The 18,089-nt window shown below is 27.9% G+C and carries 17 protein-coding genes and 1 tRNA gene; 2 read left to right on the top strand and 16 right to left on the bottom strand.

Annotated features, from left to right (window positions below):
- Complete coding sequence (locus tag ACJDTP_RS08180; RefSeq protein WP_078115853.1) at positions 1 to 660, top strand: DUF1292 domain-containing protein; 660 nt, start codon at positions 1 to 3, stop codon at positions 658 to 660.
- A gap of 229 nt (positions 661 to 889) precedes the next feature.
- Here the strand turns inward: ACJDTP_RS08180 and ACJDTP_RS08175 are convergent, their stop codons facing one another.
- The 10 genes from ACJDTP_RS08175 to ACJDTP_RS08130 all read right to left on the bottom strand — a co-directional run bounded on the left by ACJDTP_RS08175 (position 890) and on the right by ACJDTP_RS08130 (position 11,768).
- Positions 890 to 1,339: a CBS domain-containing protein gene (locus ACJDTP_RS08175; RefSeq protein ID WP_077839237.1), complete on the bottom strand. Its 450-nt coding sequence runs from the start codon at positions 1,337 to 1,339 to the stop codon at positions 890 to 892.
- A gap of 118 nt (positions 1,340 to 1,457) precedes the next feature.
- Complete coding sequence (locus tag ACJDTP_RS08170) at positions 1,458 to 2,369, bottom strand: 3'-5' exonuclease (RefSeq protein WP_078115852.1); 912 nt, start codon at positions 2,367 to 2,369, stop codon at positions 1,458 to 1,460.
- Positions 2,370 to 2,415: 46 nt separating this feature from the next.
- On the bottom strand, positions 2,416 to 4,206 hold the full coding sequence (locus ACJDTP_RS08165) for a MutS-related protein (protein WP_406760907.1): 1,791 nt from the start codon (positions 4,204 to 4,206) through the stop codon (positions 2,416 to 2,418).
- A 500-nt stretch (positions 4,207 to 4,706) separates the two neighbouring features.
- Positions 4,707 to 5,603: a metal ABC transporter solute-binding protein, Zn/Mn family gene (locus ACJDTP_RS08160; protein ID WP_011967826.1), complete on the bottom strand. Its 897-nt coding sequence runs from the start codon at positions 5,601 to 5,603 to the stop codon at positions 4,707 to 4,709.
- A gap of 109 nt (positions 5,604 to 5,712) precedes the next feature.
- A complete protein-coding gene (locus tag ACJDTP_RS08155; protein ID WP_406760906.1) occupies positions 5,713 to 8,448 on the bottom strand; it encodes an AAA family ATPase in 2,736 nt (911 codons plus the stop codon).
- A complete protein-coding gene (locus tag ACJDTP_RS08150; protein ID WP_406760905.1) occupies positions 8,438 to 8,560 on the bottom strand; it encodes a hypothetical protein in 123 nt (40 codons plus the stop codon). Before ACJDTP_RS08150 ends, ACJDTP_RS08155 begins: the two co-directional genes overlap by 11 nt.
- On the bottom strand, positions 8,550 to 9,683 hold the full coding sequence (locus ACJDTP_RS08145; protein ID WP_406760904.1) for a metallophosphoesterase family protein: 1,134 nt from the start codon (positions 9,681 to 9,683) through the stop codon (positions 8,550 to 8,552). Before ACJDTP_RS08145 ends, ACJDTP_RS08150 begins: the two co-directional genes overlap by 11 nt.
- Before the next feature lie 231 nt (positions 9,684 to 9,914).
- On the bottom strand, positions 9,915 to 10,106 hold the full coding sequence (locus ACJDTP_RS08140) for an alpha/beta-type small acid-soluble spore protein (protein WP_077839231.1): 192 nt from the start codon (positions 10,104 to 10,106) through the stop codon (positions 9,915 to 9,917).
- A gap of 216 nt (positions 10,107 to 10,322) precedes the next feature.
- On the bottom strand, positions 10,323 to 11,339 hold the full coding sequence (locus tag ACJDTP_RS08135; protein WP_078115848.1) for a hypothetical protein: 1,017 nt from the start codon (positions 11,337 to 11,339) through the stop codon (positions 10,323 to 10,325).
- A gap of 354 nt (positions 11,340 to 11,693) precedes the next feature.
- Positions 11,694 to 11,768: transfer RNA gene (locus ACJDTP_RS08130), tRNA-Trp, on the bottom strand.
- A 252-nt stretch (positions 11,769 to 12,020) separates the two neighbouring features.
- Here ACJDTP_RS08130 and ACJDTP_RS08125 point away from each other — a divergent pair.
- On the top strand, positions 12,021 to 13,088 hold the full coding sequence (locus ACJDTP_RS08125) for an NAD(P)H-dependent flavin oxidoreductase (protein WP_039770335.1): 1,068 nt from the start codon (positions 12,021 to 12,023) through the stop codon (positions 13,086 to 13,088).
- A gap of 97 nt (positions 13,089 to 13,185) precedes the next feature.
- On the opposite strand, the gene ACJDTP_RS08120 is transcribed toward ACJDTP_RS08125, so the two are convergent.
- The 6 genes from ACJDTP_RS08120 to ACJDTP_RS08095 all read right to left on the bottom strand — a co-directional run bounded on the left by ACJDTP_RS08120 (position 13,186) and on the right by ACJDTP_RS08095 (position 18,066).
- On the bottom strand, positions 13,186 to 13,566 hold the full coding sequence (locus tag ACJDTP_RS08120; protein ID WP_077839229.1) for a RidA family protein: 381 nt from the start codon (positions 13,564 to 13,566) through the stop codon (positions 13,186 to 13,188).
- A gap of 379 nt (positions 13,567 to 13,945) precedes the next feature.
- On the bottom strand, positions 13,946 to 14,374 hold the full coding sequence (locus tag ACJDTP_RS08115; protein WP_406760903.1) for an MOSC domain-containing protein: 429 nt from the start codon (positions 14,372 to 14,374) through the stop codon (positions 13,946 to 13,948).
- Positions 14,375 to 14,376: 2 nt separating this feature from the next.
- Positions 14,377 to 15,354, bottom strand: a complete 978-nt coding sequence (gene moaA / locus ACJDTP_RS08110) for a GTP 3',8-cyclase MoaA (protein WP_406760902.1) — start codon at positions 15,352 to 15,354, stop codon at positions 14,377 to 14,379.
- Positions 15,355 to 15,416: 62 nt separating this feature from the next.
- The gene (gene moaC, locus ACJDTP_RS08105) at positions 15,417 to 15,893 is read right to left on the bottom strand and encodes a cyclic pyranopterin monophosphate synthase MoaC (protein WP_406760901.1); all 477 of its coding nucleotides are present in this window, start codon (positions 15,891 to 15,893) and stop codon (positions 15,417 to 15,419) included.
- A gap of 18 nt (positions 15,894 to 15,911) precedes the next feature.
- A complete protein-coding gene (locus ACJDTP_RS08100) occupies positions 15,912 to 16,937 on the bottom strand; it encodes a molybdopterin-binding protein (protein ID WP_406760900.1) in 1,026 nt (341 codons plus the stop codon).
- A gap of 85 nt (positions 16,938 to 17,022) precedes the next feature.
- Positions 17,023 to 18,066, bottom strand: a complete 1,044-nt coding sequence (locus ACJDTP_RS08095; RefSeq protein ID WP_406760899.1) for an XdhC family protein — start codon at positions 18,064 to 18,066, stop codon at positions 17,023 to 17,025.
- Between the last annotated feature and the right edge of the window lie 23 nt (positions 18,067 to 18,089).

Here is an 18,089-nt window from a genome sequence, read left to right as displayed (position 1 = left end):
ATGGATAGTGATAAGGACCTAAATTTTATTAACGAAGAACGAAGGTATTGGGGAAAGATTTATACTGATATAGCTTATGCCATAAGTGAAATATCCCCATTTATTTCAGAAAGAGATTCAAAAATAAGAAAATATTTCTCTAAATCACCTATTCTTAAGGAATATATGAAGCTTTTGGATTCTGCAGAAACTGACTGTAAGAAAAAATCTTTATTTTCAATGTTCAAATCTAGTCCTAGCATAAGCTTACTTCAAGATTTCAAAACTAAAAATAGAGAAAACTTTAAACAGTTAGAAAAATGTTCTCATTGTGAATGCTTAAACTGTGCATTTGATTGCAATTTCAAAAAATGTTCAAGCTGTAGAAGCGGTTCTTTAATTTGCTCTTGTGATAAAGAAAGAGTCAATGTAAGAAAGTTTGATAATTTTACGCTAGATCTTACTAACAACGATACTCGAGTTTCTTCAAAATATAATGTTTTAGCTGTCGTTGAAGACTGTACTTTAGATAATTTATATATTCTTCTAGAAAATTTCAACAACTCTAATGATAAGCTAGTACTATACTATTACCCTGGAATAAAAGAAGATAGTTACGGAGAGATAACTGATCCCAACGAGTTTGATTTTGTAGTAGAAACTTATCAAAATGCAGAATAGATTATTAAAAACCTATTATCTAATAATATAAAAGTTATAGCCCGAAATTTATTCATAAAAGCAAATCTTTCTCAGAGTCAGAACCACCGGTCTAACCGGTGGTATTCTTTATACAAATAAAAGGAGATACGGATCTTTACTATAAAAGATGCGTATCTCCTTTTTTACCAGTTGAGTCGCTCATACATTTAAATTTTCAAAATAAATGCGATCTTATATTTATAATACTTTAACCTTCATCATACATTGAAAATTGTTGTATTTCTAATTCTTTTCTCTTTTCCATCTCATTGAAACAATAATTGATTATATCACTTCTTTTTATTATCCCTATAAAAGTACCATTATCATCGGTTACAGGCACAAAATTCTGACTTACAGCTAAAGATATTAAGCTTTCTATATTTGAAGTTATAGAAACAGACCTATGAGTTGTTTTTCTATAAATGTCTTTAACTTTAACAGATTCTATGTTTTTAAAATTTAAATTATGTGTATTTTTCAACTTCCACAATAGGTCGCCTTCTGTTAGCGTACCAACATATTTTCCTTCTCTATCTATAATAGGAATCGCTGTGTATCCGTAGCATTCCATTTTCTCCATAACTTGTTTCATAGTTGCATCTTGATTTTCACATACAACTTCATTTTTTGGTGTAAGAAAAAAGGCTATATTCATAAATAAAATCCTTTCATTCAATGTATTCGTTTTGTTCTTCTTCACAAAACTATTTTATCATATCTCGGATTAAATTTCTTTAACTAAATTCTTACTTATTTCTGAATATATACTGAAATCACCTTTTTTTCTCACTATTCTCTAACTTATAGATATAATTTAAGTACGCTTCATCTTTCAATACACTATTAACTTCGTTATATCCATTCTCTCCTTGAAGAGTCTTTTTAACCAAAACTTCGCATAAAACATTGCACTTACATTTCGGACAAGTGCCTACAGCTGCAAATCTCCAATTTAAAAGCTTTATAGGAGTTTGTAAATCAATTTTTTTTCCACACTTAGGACACTTTAGCATTAATTTTTCTTCTTCTATTTCTATACTCTCAAGATCTGATACCTGTATAGCAGGCATATTATATATATCTTTAACTATATAATTTTTTATCACTCTAGAATTATATACTCTCCTAAATACTTCGACGGTATATTTTGCATCATTTAAAGCATCATGTAATTTTGTATCATCTACTTTAATTTTTAATTCATCTAAAGCTGACTTAAGCCCCAATGCTTTTTTATGAGCTAAAATTTTAGTAACATATTCTTGAATATCGAGATATTCATTTAACCATCTTAAATCATTATAATTATAATAATGGGCGTTAATAATTAATTCTGCAACATCATCCTTTGCCCATGAGCATAAAACATCTCCATCTTCAAACATATCCTTTAATTTACTTATAGCATCTTCAAAAGACACTCCTTTTTCATTAAGTATATCCATATCTATTTTAGTGATTTCTGTTACTATTGGATTAATTACAGGAAATATTTTAGGCTTAATATACTCCCTAATTTCTTTTATAGGTTTCATATATTTATCTACTTTTACTGCACCTATTTCTATAATTTCATTTTCCAGACTTACTGAATCAAACTCGCCATATTTTTCAAAAAAATCTTTTTGATAATTAGTTATATTTTTTAAATTATTAAATTCTAAGTCAATAATAATGTACCCCATGCTTAATCCTTTCTAATGCTAATTTTAATTCTTTAAACTTAATTATTTATACATCTATCCCTGCAAGCTTCATTAAATGAATTGCATTTTGCGTTGTGCTTCTTCCTTCTCTAAGAATATAATCAAATTTGATTTTATTATTTTCATAAAATTCTCTAAAATTATAATTTATTATCTCTTCACTTTCATTTTCTAAATCACATAATTCAAAGTCATGAGTAGAAACAAGCCCAGCCCCTCCGTATTTAATTAACTGTTTAATCAATACAGAGGCACCAGTATGCCTATCTCTTGAATTAGTTCCCTTAAATATTTCATCTAGTAGAAAAAATACACTTTCTCCTCTTTTACATGCCTCTATTAATATTTTTATTCTTAAAATTTCTGCATAAAATGATGAAATATTCTCTTCTAAATTATCTTTTGTTCTCATGCAAGTGTATATCTTCATAATTCCACAAGAAAATTTATCCGCATGCACTGGTGCTCCGATGTAACTTAAAACCAGATTAATACCAAGTGTTCTTAAAAATGTACTTTTCCCAGACATATTGGAACCTGTGATTAGAGAAACCTTTTGATTACCCGTCATTGAAAATGTATTTTTAACTGCTTTTTCTCCTAATAAAGGATGACCTATATTCACTGCACTTATTTCATTTTTATCTAAAATAACAGGATACGTCCAATTTTCATTTTCAAATGAAAAATTGCATACACTAGCTAATGCATCTATTTTATGCATTACCTCTAACCAGCCTTTAAGCTTATTCCCATTCTTTTCTCTCCACTTTTCTAAACTTCTTAATAGGAATACATCAGAAAATAATAGTATATTAAATAAGAGATAATATGCATTATATGAACTATTTCCTATCCAATCTAAGATATTAGAAAAAGCTTTCATCTCTTCCTTACAACTTAATTTATCACTTTTCAACTTTCCTTGTAAGTTCTTTAAATACTTTGAATCAAAATTTTCTTCTTCTATTAGAAATAAAATTTTACTATACCCATATATGCTATTCTTTATGGATTCAAATAACTTAATCTCTGAGCCCATGCTTTTAGATAACACTTTAACAACGATAAAGTTCACCATAAAATTTAAAAGTAGAAATGATTGTGGTATTACCTTTGCTATTGCTAAATATATCGAAAAAATTGTTACTAAAATAAAAGTACATGCAATAACAATTCTCAGTGGACTTGATGATTCTGCATCTTCACTCCAATTAATTAAACTATCTAAGTCTATATCTCTTGATTTTTTCAAACTACCTTCAAGAATTAAACTTTGCCTCCATGTAGCTTTTTTGCTCAGTTCCTTTACAGCTTCTTGTCTTTCAGCAATATCAAGCTTATTCAAATTTCCTTCATTTTTTAATAACTTTACTAGTTCTTCTCTTCCTCCTTTAGTTACTGTATCATTAATATATTGAAAAATCGAGTTATTGCCAAATACATCCAAATCATCTACAAATGGATGCTTATAATCTAAATACTCTGAACCAGAATCCTCGAAACTCGTAAAATCTCCACTTAATCTTTTTATTCCCTTCTCATTAATTTTCATTATCATATTGATCTTTTCTCTGTATTGAATTATATTATTGTGATAAAATATCAAAACAATAAAGATACCAATAAAAAATATAGTTGAGATTAATATTAGACTTAATTTATTCTGACTATATAAAATGTAATCAGTTAATAAACCTAAAAATACTACAAACAACCTGCTCCATCCAATAATATTTACCTTATAGTTCAGGTCTTTTGTTTGTCTTAAACATCGTTGCATGTTCTCTTTATAAAATTCTTCTGCTAAACTCATAATTCCTCCTAACATAATAATTTTATTTTTATAAGCAATCTTCTTATTGACTATAAACTAAACTTCGTAATTTAAAATTAAACAAAGCTCAAATAATTAATATAAATTAAACTAATGTTCCAATTCTATATCATAAATAAAATAAAGTACATTAAGATATCTTATTTTTAATTCAGGATATTTTAATCTACCTTTTATCTTGTGTAATCTATTTTATTATTACCTTATATCTATTTTAGCTGTATGTAGTGAGTTCATCTATAAAATACATATTCTATAAGTATAATATTACCATAATAAATTCGATTTATATTCCTTTGTTTAAATTATTTTTTCATTAAACTTATATATATTGTTAAAACACTAAGATAATTTTTTTATTTAAGTCAGAGAAATCTACCTAATATGTGATTTTATTAACTCCAAGGATTAAAATTAAAAGGATTATTTCCAATATAACCTTGAAAATAATCCTTAATCTTTATTAAAATTAATCTAGTTTATTCTTTAGATAAGCACTTGTATATCTCATCCAAATTGTATCTCATAGCTTCTATATAATTTTTGTCATCTTCTTTTGATTCTAATGTAAGTATTGGAACTACATCAGCTTGAACTTCTTTTGCTAAAGTTTCCGAAACTTTAGGGCTCGCTAACGACTCTGAGAAAACAGTCTTTATATTGTTATCTTTACAAAAACTTACTAAGTCTTTTAATTGCTTAGGAGTTGGCTCACCCTCTGCAAATAAATTTTCTACTGATTTTTGAGTTAATCCGAAGTCTCTGCATAAATATCCAAATGCAGCGTGACCTGTTATGAAATTTTTCTTACTTAATGTATCAAATTTAGGTTTATATTCACTATATAAACTCTCTAATTCCTCTTTAAATTTATTGTAGTTTTCTTCATAATAATCCTTATTTTTCTCATCTAACTTTACTAGTGTATCTTTTATATTGCTTGATTGGATTTCAGCATTTTTTAAACTTAGCCAAGCATGTGGATCAACCGCATCCCCCTCTTGCCTGGTTTCTATACCAGTACTTGAATCTACAACAATTACATTAGTATTCTTAATAGCTTCATTTACTTGACCTACCCATTCTTCCATGCCTAAGCCATTATAAATAAACGCATTACTCTTTGTTAATTCCTGAAAATCTTTGGTTTTAGGCTCATAATCATGTGGCTCCATATTATCAGGAACTAGACATATAACATCGGCTTTATCACCAGCTATCTTCTCTGCGAATTCTTTTAATGGATATATTGAAACTGCAATTTTTAATTTATCTTCAGTTTTGTTTTGTATTCCAGTATTTGCATTAGCTCCACATCCTATTAGCATAAAACTTACTAATACCGCTAACGCTCCCGAAATTATTTTCTTCTTCATATTACACCTCCAGTTTGCATCTGATTTGCATTTGCAACTCTGTTTATAATATTACTGTTAAAGTTTAAATATGTCAAGATTAGTTAAATATTAATTTAGGATAGTATTATCAATTCAGATTAATTAAATTATAATCATACTTATTTCTATCAAGAATAAGCTTTTCTATTTTTTGACATGTAAAGAAAATTACTTGCTCAAAATTTTCATCCATAAGAAGATTTAATGCCCGCTCTCTTCTCTCATCATCATATTGGACAAGAGCATCATCTAAAAATATTGGGATTCTTTTATTTTTAAACAACATATTTATAAATGATAACCTTAATGCTAGATAAAGTTGATCTTTAGCACCATTGCTTAGTATTTCCCCTTCGAATAGTATTCCTTTATTTCTAATCTTTAGCTTATAGTCTTCTGATATCTTAGCTTCTTCATAATCATCATTTGTTAAGAAATTAAATTTCTTTATAATTTTCTTATTCATATCTGGTCCAATATTCTTTTTTATCTCATCAAATGCTTCTTGAATCAAATTACTAGCTAACTCTAATGCTTTAAATTCTTTCTCCAACTTTTTAGTTTTTTCTTCATTAATTAATATTTCTTCTTCTATCTCTGAAATTTCCCTTTTACCTAAATACCTTTTTTCTATAAGGTGTTCTAAATCCTTTATCTCCTTCTCGATTTTCAACAATTCATTAGACTTCGCTCTAATCTCTGAGTCTATTTCTTCTTCAGATTCATAGGAATAGTTTATGTCTTGACTAATAATTTGTTTCATTTCTTCCTTTATTTCATCTATATTTCTATCTTTTATTAGAACCTTATATGTTTCCTCTACACTTTTCAATGCATTTTTAATTTCATTCATTTTATTTATTTTTTCTTTATACTCTCTCAACTTAACATGCATATCTACTATTTCTATATTTTCTAATCCAAGTACATGAGTTTTTTTTCTTATCTCATCATCTTTATCGGCTAATTGTTCATTTGTATTTTCTATCTCCTGATTAATTGTATTAATCTCGTATTCCTTTATAAGTATTTCTTCTTTTTGTTTTTCATAGAATTCCAATTGTTCTAGCACCTCATCTAAAGACTTGCATCCTAAAACATTATACAAAGATGCTATCACACCTTTATTTCTATTATAATTTGATTTTAATTTAGTAATATCGTATCTGTTAATCTCCTCTTCCTTATTTTTTATTAATAAAATCATATTATCTTTATAACCTATATACTTATCATATTGATTTATCTTACTAATAAAATCTTCATAAGATACTGAATTAGTTTTCTTTATATAAACATCTAATCTTTTTTCATATTCTTCTATTCTTTCTTTTAGCTCATCAATTGATATATTATTTTTCCTAACAATATCTGAACTTTTAATTAATAGCGAATATTTGAAATATACTATTCCTATTATAATAAATATAGGTATAAACATAATCATAATGGGAATTATTTGCTTCAACATACTGTATATAAAAGTAGAAATACAAATTGCTCCAATAAAATAAATACAATTTATTTTTTTATTTAAGCTATTTAAGTCTCCTTCCGACTTACTATAATCCTGATTCTCCATTTTATATTTTAATTCCTTTAATCCTTCTTTATAAGAATTAAGCAATTTCTCTATTTCTTCTCTATTATTTTTTATAAAATCTAAGTTGCTAATGCTAGAAGCCTGCTTGTTTATATCCATCTTGAATCCAGCTATTGAATTTTTTATATTTATGATATCATTGAGTTTTTCTTCTAAATTCCTCTGGTCAACTTTTAATGTGTATATTTTTTCTTTTATATTACTTCCCATCGAAGAAAAAACTTTATAATTTATTATTTTTTCGTTTTTCACTCTTAATTCTTCTTCTAATTTATAAAGTTTATTTAACTTTTCTTGTTTTACGTCTAATAGACTTAGATATCTCGCACACCTTTCATTAATTTCATCCAAATATTCAGTTGTTATATATTCATCACCCTTTTTAAGTTCTTCGATTATTGCATCCTGTTTTCTTTTAAGCTGCTCTCCCTTAACTAAATAACTACTTATTTCTTTGTAGTCTTTTTGAAGTTTTATCTTCTTAATATACTTTTTATATAAATCCAGCTTTTGAATTTGTTCTTTTATATTGCTTTTAATATCTTTCTTCCTTAATAAATTTTCCTCATTTTGCACGTTTTCTTCAGCTAATTTATATGCTTCCCATAATTCTGTTTTTAGTGAATTATTTTTCTCTTTTAATAAATCAATCTCTCCACCTTTTCTTATTCCTAGCAATTGCTTCTTCTTCTTTTCTAATTTCTCAATTACTTTTTTTACAGAAGTATTTTCATCTCCCACATTGTAAACATTAGTTAGCTTCTCCATTATTTCTTCTTCTTTATCTTTTGATATAACTACTCCTAATTGTCCTATAAATAATGTCTTTATAAAAGTAGATAAATTTATATCGAAGAAATACCTTCCAGGCTCATTTTTATATTCTATTTGCAAACTCTCTCCCGTTATTTCATCTAAAATTTCGCATTCATCTTCTTTTTTTGTTGTACCAAATCTTCTTTTTATAATATAGCTTTTTCCTTCATGTTCTATTATTAATTCTCCAGAAATATTCTCTCCAGATAGAGGCATGTATCTTTTTCTATCGTTTAGTTTACTTCTAGAATTTTCAATCCCATACAGCCATATCTTGATAAAATTCTCGATTGAGCTTTTTCCCTTTTCGTTTTTTCCATAAATTAAATTGAATCCTCTACTTAAATCTAAGCTTTTATCTTTAATCCCTGCAAAAGCTTTTATATTTATTTTTTTAACTATCAAAAGCTTTCACCTCTTTCATAAAATTTACTTCAATACAATTTCTTCCAATACTATTTTCGAATGTATTAGTTCTATAATATCTAACTCTCTCTTTTATCAATTTACATCTCATTAATTCTTACCTCTTCACCTGAGATGCTTTGAATTCCTATCTTTAAAGCCAAAGAAATAATTTCCCTTTCTTCCTCCGTTTTCACGTTCTGTAGCTCCTCATATATTTTTTTTGCAAATATGCTTTTTAATGAGTATCCTTTTATCAATTCGGTTATATCTAACTTAATTTCACTTTTGTCAATAATCTTCACAAAATAGAATTCATCTTTAAGTAGTTCTTCTAGAAACTCTTCATTTAATGAAAATTCATCAGATATTTGTCCTTTTAGAATAATTTTATAAAAATTATTCTTTCTATCATCCTTAGGGATTTCTGATATAATTCTATTTTTTACTTCATTATATCCAAAGCACCCTTCAATATTTATTCCTTTCTCATAGTAATTTCTTACTGATGTTCTAATAAACCGACTTTCTACAAATCTATTCTTAATCTCTAATAATACTATCCCTTTATCTTCAAGCTCATCAAAACCTCTTCCTTGAGGACATCCGCTATAACTGTAATATGTATTACCTATCTTCTTAACTTCTGAAAACTTATGTCTATGTCCTAATGCTATATAATCTAAATCGCTTTTAACTATATCTTCTTCCGTAATTGGATTGTAATTATTTCCTTCCTTTACGCTAGAAACTTCTCCATGTATAACCATTATATTGTTATATTCGTTGATTCTCTCAACATCTTTTAATAAGGATTTACTAACATGTGTGGTATTAAACCCAGCTCCCCAAACAACAGTCTTTAAATCCTCTAATATTACTTTTTCAACACTTCCCTTAAAAATATGAACATTACTTGGCCAATCTACAATACTATAAAAAGACTTTTCATTAAAAGGATCATGATTTCCAGGGCTTATAAAAACTTTTACCTTGCTAATATTTTCAAAACAGCTTTTTATAAAATGAAGTGTAGTTTTCTTTACAGATAAATTATCAAATACATCTCCTGCTATTAGTAAAATATCTATTTCTTCATTTAAAGTTATTAGCATTATGTTCTCAAAAACTTGTTTCAATTCTTCCTTACTCTTTAGTGCTAGCTTTGGTGTCATTCCACTAAAAGGAGTATCAAAATGTATATCTGCTATATGTAAAATTTTAATTTTTCTCATAATATCACACCTAAACTTTTTTATATAACGAACTTTTGTTCTAATTTTACCACGAAATTTGCGAACAGTCCAAAACGATTATTATGCACGTTTATAATTAAAACATCTATATAATATTAGGATAAAAAACAGGAGATGTACCATACCTTTGTATAATACATCTCCCATTTTTTAGAATATGATTAGACTATCCTAACATACATAGAAACAATATTAAATTATAAAATTTCATTAGATTCTATGTTCATATTCTTCTACCATTCTTTTTACCATTTCTCCGCCTACTGAACCACATTGTCTAGAACTCAAGTTACCATTGTATTCTTTAAATGGTATTCCTAGCTCTTGAGCTACTTCGTTCTTGAATTTTTCCAAGCCACGTCTTGCTTCTGGAACTAATGTCCTATTATTGTTGTTTGACATAACGATCCCCTCCTCGGCTAATTGGTAGAATCAGTAAACAAAACTCTAAAAATTTTATCTACCGATTAATAGTATTTTAACCTTCCGATTATTTATTATTCTCATTAATATAAGGACATTCTTCAATATTTATCCTCTTATTAAATATTAAAATCGAGATCTCTACGCAATATAAATTTATTCATTTTACTATTGCACTACAAAATTGAGTTTATTCTATACAACTATCTCTTTAAATGTTGTCTCTATATCTCTTTTTATATCAGCAAATATATCACTCTTATCTTTAATAAAAGAATTTAGTAAATCAATTGTTATTAAATTCAATTCACTAATATCTTTATCTGTAATTAAATTATCAGCCTTACCTCTTTGTAAATATTTATTCATATCCTTAAAGAATCTATACATTTCATCTTTAATTAAATCCTTTGACATTAAGTCTTCTTTCATATTTAATAATCTTTTTCTAATATCTAATGCTTTTAATGGAAATAATAAATACATATTTTTTTCGCTTAATTGCTTAAAATCATATTTCCATCCTTTGATTATATTAATTTTATAATCTAGACTTTTTTCCTTAGTTTCTGATTTAATTGGATAGACATCAGGAACTTCAATATTAGAGTTCAGTATTATCATAGATTTAGAATAGTTCTCCTTCAAAGCATATTCACTTTTATTTACACTCTTCCTCTTTTTGGCATTAAGGCTTATTACATTGTGATTATTCGATAAATTTACCTTATTTATTATTATTGCTATATTTTCAGCATCGTTAACGTGAAACTGTACCCTGTATTCAAACTTCCTATACTCATCTTCTGCTAGTATCCTCAAATCATAATTTGAATCTTCTAACTTAATATCTTCATTTATATCTATATTTTTTTTAGTCTTATTATATTTCATTCTAGTATTAATATTTAAATCATCATTATATAATGAATTAACAAGCTCAATTATTGTTGTATTATTTAGCAAAAAAATTCTCTCAATAATTTTATTTAGGTTCTTTCTACCAGTATTCTTATTGAATTCCTCATTATATCTTATTTTTGAGTTATTAGCTTCATCATCTTCTTTGAAGCAATTAAACTTCTCTCTAAAAGATATATAGGATTTATTGCTTTCTTTTTCATTAATAGTATTATTAGTTGATTTTGCCAATCTATTTTTATTCTCTATTCCTTTTTTTCTAACTTCATTTAGCAAAACTAATTTATTCATATCGTATTCCACCTCACAATGGATTATTACCATAATATGTCTTCAATATTCAAATATTGAATGTATTTTATAATAACTCATTCACAAGACACAAAATAGTTTTTATAAATACATAATTATTTATGTTTACATATAATTCATTATATTAATAAAATTATATACTTTTTCTGGGAAAGGTCAAGTTATTTTCTACATTTTATACTAAATTATTCTCTTTTTACTTATTTTTAGCTAATTATTTACACAGATATATAAACCAATCAGATGCATTTCTGTAACTCTAAAATATATTTTTTTATAAGCCATACATTTTTGCACATAAAAAAGCCGTAGTACAACGTACTACGACCTTTGTGGCAGGGGCAGTAGGATTTGAACCCACAACCAATGGTTTTGGAGACCACTACTCTACCGTTGAGCCATACCCCTAAGACATTAAGTATTGTATCATGTGTTTATCATTTATGTCAACAATTTTATTATTTTAATTTTTAGTAATCATTCAAATGAGTAAATTATTATAATAATCTTAACACCCCAATGCAACAAACAAACTTAACTGAATAGTAGTTTTTTTAAATACTTCTTGTTTAACTACTCATATTATTTTATAATAAAATATAATACTTTGATAGTCAAAATATTTTATTGTCGAATTTTTCGTGAAAGGATATATGTAAAATGAATTTTAATTCTCTTAAAATTGGAAATTTAGTTGCTCCTATTCCTATTATTCAAGGGGGTATGGGAATTGGTGTTTCATCTTCTAATTTAGCTGCTGCTGTTGCTAATGCTGGTGGAATTGGAATCATCTCTGCTGCGCAACTTGGTTATAATGAAGATGACTTTGAAAAGAACCCTTTAGAGGCGAATTTAAGGGCTTTAAAAAAACATATTACTATTGCTAAAGCTAAAGCGGTAAATGGCATTATAGGTATTAATGCTATGGTAGCAACTAATAATTATGAAGATCATATAAAAACTGCAATAGAAGCTGGAGTTGATTTAATAATCTCTGGTGCAGGACTTCCTACTATGTTACCTAAAATAGTAAAGAATTCCTCTGTAAAGATTGCACCAATAGTTTCTTCTTTAAAAGCAGCAAAAGTAATTTTGAAACTTTGGGATAAGCACGATAATGTAGCTCCAGATCTTGTTGTAATTGAAGGACCAAAAGCTGGTGGTCATTTGGGCTTTAAAGTTGAAGAGTTAGAAGATGAAAATTTAGATTTTGATAAATCTGTTGTAGATATAATAAACGAAACAAAGAAGTACGCTGAAAAATATAATAAAGAAATCCCAGTAGTAGTTGCTGGCGGTGTTTTTGATGGATATGATATTGCTAAATATTTAAAATTAGGTGCTAGCGGCGTTCAAATGGCAACGAGATTTGTAGCAACTGAAGAATGTGATGCTTCGGATGAGTTTAAAAATGCCTATGTTAACTGTAACAAAGATGATATTCAAATAGTAAAAAGTCCCGTTGGAATGCCAGGTAGAGCTATGAAGAATACATTTGTAAAAAGAACTAGCTCTGAGAGAGAGAAAATAACTCATTGTTATAATTGTTTAACACCTTGTAACCCTGCTAACACACCTTATTGCATAAGCAAAGCTTTAATAAATGCAGTAAAGGGTAACCTTGATGAAGGTCTAATATTCTGTGGCGAGAATGCAAGCAGAATAACAAAAATCACAACGGTGAAAGAACTTATGGATGAATTAGTATCTGAAATTAAGAAAGCTTAAAAAATAGACTATTTCAAAGAACTTCCTTATTACGAGGATATCTTTGAGATAGTCTATTTTATTTACAATAATATTATTTTAGCATTTCATCTATAAACTATACATTTTTGAAAGCTATTGCTTCAACCTCGCATAATACTCCTTTAGGAAGCTCCTTTACAGCAACGCATGAACGTGCTGGATTACTAATAAAATACTTAGCATATACTTCATTAAAGCTAGCAAAATCACTCATATTTGCAATAAAACAAGTAGTCTTAATTACATTTTCAAAATTAATATCATTAGCTTCTAATATAGCTGATATATTTTTCATTACCTGAGTTGCCTGCTCTTCTATATTACTTCCTACAACCTCACCAGTTGATGGATCTAACGGTATTTGTCCTGATGTAAATAATATATTTCCAAATCCTATTGCCTGAGAATATGGCCCAATTGCTGCTGGTGCCTTTTTTGTATTTGTTACTTCTAACATTTTTAATTCCTCCACATCAAATTAATTTAATAATTTATTTATTTAAAACCTTAAAAGAAAATTTAAGAATGATCTTACATTTTCATTAAGTTTTATCTCTTATTTACAATTAAACTCATATTATGCTATGCGTTTAATATATACACTCTTAATACATATGATTAGCCCATACTCAACTATTTTGTTATAGTCAAATCAACAATATTATTATCACATAAGTTTTGTATTTCATCACGTAAAACTTTTTTGTTCATCTGTAAGGATTTTATAAACTTTAATCCTATATCCTTATTTCTTTATTATTTCTGCAGTGGCTTTTCCACTTTTATCTTCTCTCTGACCAGTATATCCTTTGTCACTTGAAGTTATTATTCCTACTCTATACAACCTTCATCTCATCTCCACATCTTATTTTTCCTCCGACAATAACTTTTGCAAACACACCATTTCTAGGCATAATACAGTCTCCCATTTTCTTATAAATCTCGCAGTGATTGTGACACTCTTTCCCTATTTGAGTAATTTCTAAAACAACATCGTTGCATCTTAATGTTGATCCAATAGGCAGCTTAATAAATTCAATTCCTTCTACTACAAGATTTTCACCAAAGGCCCCATCTATTACATTGGCCCCCTTATTATTAAATTCTTCTATTTTTTCATAAGACAATAAGCTTACTTGCCGATGCCAATTTCCAGCATGAGCATCACTTTCTATTCCAAAGTTTTCTATAAAATTTCCCTCTTGAATATTCTTCTTTTGTGTGCCACGTTTTTCACTAATACATACAGCTACTACTTTCCCCATAATTATCCTCCAATCTGTGACATTTTCTTTATTTCAATGTTACTAGATTTCTTTTCTTTGTTAAACTCATGCTTTTCTGGTTTACTTAATATGCCTTTTCTTATTGCATTTATTAATTCTTTTTCATTAATTCCATTTTTGATTAAACTTTTTAGATCAATTCCAGTACCATAGCATAAGCATGGCTTCAAGAAACCATCAGCGGTAATTCTAATTCTATTACACTTTTCACAAAACTCGCTACTTATCGCACTTATAAATCCTATATGCCCCTTAAATTGTTCATTCTTATAATATAACGCTGGTCCATTTCCATTATCACCTTTTAATTCATGGAATTTTCCATACTTCTTCTCAAGTATATCTAATATTTCTCTGCTTGATATTCCTTTAAAAGATTCTCCTAATCCAATAGGCATCATTTCAATGAATCTAACATCTATATTTTTATCTTTACTTATCGCTGCAATATTTGCTATTTCATCAAAATTAAAATTCTTAATTGGAACACTATTTATTTTTATTTTTATTCCTACTTTTATAGCCTCTTTTATACCTCTAATAACTTCATCAAATTTATCTCTTCTAGTTATATCGTTGAATCTGTCTTTTATTAACGTGTCTAGACTAACATTTATACTATCAATTCCTGAACTTTTTAATTCATGAATTTTATCGTAAAGAAATACTCCATTTGTAGTTAATGTAACATTTTTTACAAGCGGTAGCTCCTTTATTGATTTTATTAAATCTGTAACATCATCTCTAAGTAACGGTTCTCCACCAGTTACTTTAATCTTTTCAATTCCTAATTCGGAGGCACTTTTGCAGATTTTAATAATTTCATCAAAAGTTAAAATCTCATTATTCATCAAAGTGTCAACTCTTTCTTCTGGCGTACAATATTTACACCTAAAATTGCATTTATCAGTTATAGATATCCTAAGATAATCTATATTACGTCCATATAAATCTAACAAAATCAGTATACCTCCTTATATACTTAAATTGACCCTATACTTAATTATCTTTAAAATTTTATCTATCTATTGTTTTCTATATCTCCACTTTTCCCTCCTGTTTTTTTATGTAAATAAACTTGATTTATTTCCATACTCTTATCCATGGCCTTACACATATCATATATAGTAAGAAGTGCTACAGATACTCCTGTTAATGCTTCCATTTCAACTCCTGTTTTGCCACTTACCTTAACAGTACATGTAGCTTCAACTTCGAATCTTTCTTCAAAAATTTCAAAATCAATACTACTTTTTGTAATCATTAGAACGTGACACATTGGTATTAACTCTGATGTTCTTTTAGCTGCCATTATTCCCGCAACTCTTGCAACACCTAAAACATCTCCTTTTTTAGATGTCCCATTTTTTATTGCTTCAAATACATCTTTGTTTACTTTGATTCTTCCTTTCGCAGTAGCTGTTCTTTCTGTCACTTCCTTATTTGTTACATCTACCATTATTGCATTTCCCTTATTATCAAAGTGAGTTAAATTCATTAGTATTCTCCTCCTTTTTTACATTCCCTTTCCGAATCCACAATTAGGATAAGTACATATATCACATGATAAGCACAAACCGCCATGACCCATTAAAGCTAAATCCTTACTACTTAACTTTATATCTGCCATTATTCTTGGTAGTACTAAATCAAAGATAGTTCGCTTAGAATACATTACACAACCTGGTAGTCCAATTATAGGAATATTATCTTTATAATATGACAATAGGAACATTGCTCCTGGCAACACAGGTGCTCCATATGATATAATTTCAGCTCCTGTATTTTTTATTGCACTTGGTGTTAGATCATCAGGATCCACGCTCATACCTCCTGTACAAACTATCATATCTGCACCTTTTTCTATAAATTTGTTTATGGCTTTACCAATATTTCGAAGATCATCATTGACAATCTCTTGTCCTAAAATCTCAACATCATATTCTGATAATTTTTCTATTATAACAGGCCCAAAAGAATCCTTAATTCGTCCATAATGCACTTCATTCCCTGTTGTAACAATCCCAACTTTCTTACGCTTAAACTTTATAATATTGAGCAGCGGCTCATTTCTTCCTATTTTTATAGCTTCATCCATCTTTTCTTTTTCTATAATTAATGGAATAATTCTAGTTCCAGCTAATTTATCTCCTTTTTTAACCGAAAAATTATTATGGCGTGTGGCTATCATCATTTCGCCTAATGAATTAACCATATTTAATCTATCCACATCAACCCGTAGAAGTCCATCAACGTCTGCTATAAGATCAACTTTTCCTTCCCTAACATCACTTCCACTTATGTTCTTTCCTTTACAGATGTTGAATAAAATATCTGCTGCTTCATTTTCATGAAGCATATCTTCACTTTTTTCCCATATATAAATATTATCCTTACCTAGTGAAAGCAATATTGGTACATCTTCTTCCCTAATGATATGCCCTTTTTTAAAAGCAATATCTTTAGTTACATCTTTTATTATCCTAGTAATATCATGACATAAAACATGCCCAACAGCCTCTATAGTTTTTATCATCTTCATTGCTATGCTCCTCCTCTCCAATCACATTTCTTATATATAATAAATCTAATTCACTTTCTTTAGTTTTGTATTATAAATAAGTATTTTATATATCAATAAACTCAAATAAAACTTTTATTGTTCCTCCACAAGCCATACCAAGTTTTGAAGCAGCTGAATTTGATAAATCATATTTCTCTACTAATGACTTTTTACATTTAACTAAATCTAACGCTTGTTCATACACTGCATTTTCTACGCTTCCTCCACCTACGGTCCCTATGAATTCTCCATTCTCATATACAAGCATCTTAGCTCCAACCCCTCTTGGAGACGACCCATGTTTTTCAATTATTGTCGTAAGAACCATAGATTCTTTTCTATTGAGTATTTCATTTAAAATATTATCCTCTATATTGCTGCTTTCTTTTTTATTCTTCTCTAAAATTATTTCTCCAGCTATACTTACAGCTATTTCAGCCGGAGTTTGTCCTCCTAAACTAAGTCCAATTGGGGTATGAACTTTGTCTATTTGTTCCTTTGTATATCCACTTTCTAACATATTATTGATAACAAAAGCAACTTTACTTTTACTTCCGATCATACCAACATAAAAGAAATCATTTTGTAATATCTTTTCCAAACATTTTCTATCATCTTTATGTCCTCTAGTAATAATCACAAAGTAAGTACTTTTATTAGGCTTTATTTCTTCTATTGCTTCATTGAAATCATTACAAAAGACTTTATCTGCTATTGGAAATCTTTCATTATTCGCAAATTCAATCCTATCATCTATAATAGTCACATTAAAATCTAGCATCTTAGCAATATTGCATAAAGGTAATGCAATATGTCCACCACCGCAAATAACTAAATGAGGTTTACCTACAACATACTCTATAAACAATTCTATATTGTTTTCTAATTTGACTACACAAGTTCCTTTAGTAAAATCTAATGTTTTCAACACAAAATTCCAAAAATCTTTTAAACTCTCATCCTCTATAATAATGTCATTCTCACTTTTAAGAAGCTTCTGACCCACAATATCTTTCCCATTGTAAATCCCGTTAATTATAGTAACTACATTGATTCCGCCTCTTTCATGTAGTACATTGACTAAATTACCATAAAAAATTTTTTTCATATTAGATCACCTCATATCTTTAT

This window comes from Candidatus Clostridium helianthi (genome assembly GCF_045310795.1).
Classification (GTDB): Bacteria; Bacillota; Clostridia; order Clostridiales; family Clostridiaceae; genus Clostridium; species Clostridium helianthi.
The sequence above is the reverse complement of the archived record's forward strand: the minus strand, read 5'-3'. Positions and strand labels throughout refer to the sequence as shown.